The organism is Vibrio genomosp. F10 str. 9ZD137, from assembly GCF_049974785.1.
GTDB lineage: Bacteria > Pseudomonadota > Gammaproteobacteria > Enterobacterales > Vibrionaceae > Vibrio.
The window spans coordinates 1-627 of record NZ_JBNGCJ010000392.1 but is presented as its reverse complement, the minus strand read 5'-3'; the positions used below and the strand labels follow the sequence as shown (position 1 = coordinate 627).

General features: G+C 45.8%; 1 protein-coding gene. It reads left to right on the top strand.

The window, feature by feature from the left end; translation table 11 throughout:
* Positions 1–98: 98 nt before the first annotated feature.
* A partial coding sequence (locus ACP45E_RS08800; protein WP_141707266.1) for an LEPR-XLL domain-containing protein occupies positions 99–627 on the top strand: 529 nt, incomplete at its 3' end.

The window sequence follows — 627 nt, the reverse complement described above, 5'->3', positions numbered from 1 at the left end:
ATTTCGAAGTGGCTGTGCATTTTTGCTTTTTAATAATCAATAAAGCATACAAATTGTGGGGTTATTACGTGCCGGAACGCCCTCAAAAGGTAAAAGTTATGGATACGCAACTGGATAGAGCTACTAAGTCATCGAGTCAACGCAAGTTGGGAAAAACCTATGTTGCTCGCGAAGGATTACCGCTATCAAACCTAATGGATGGGATCCGACAGGCGATAGCGCACCCTCGCTGGAAGCTTGCTTCTGCGCAAACAAATGTGTTTGCCATAGAACAACTCGAACCTCGCTTACTCCTTTCCGCTGATCCATTAGCAGCATTAGCGGCGACGGCTAATGATGTAACACTTCAGGTTGTGGAAAAAGCGTCTAATGAGCAGTTTATACAGCTTATTAACAATGAAGACAATGGCGTGGTATTAGCCGAACGTAAACTTGCTGATATCGCAAATAATAGTGTGATCACCATTGCCGGCACCAATGATGATGACAAATTGACGATAGACCAATCCTTCTTAGACCTAGGTGAGCGCCAATTCCTTGTCCAGTTTGATGGCGGTCAGGGCAGCGATACCGTAGCAACGGGCTCTAATGTGGGCACGAGTCACTGGCAGGTCAGTGGTGATAACT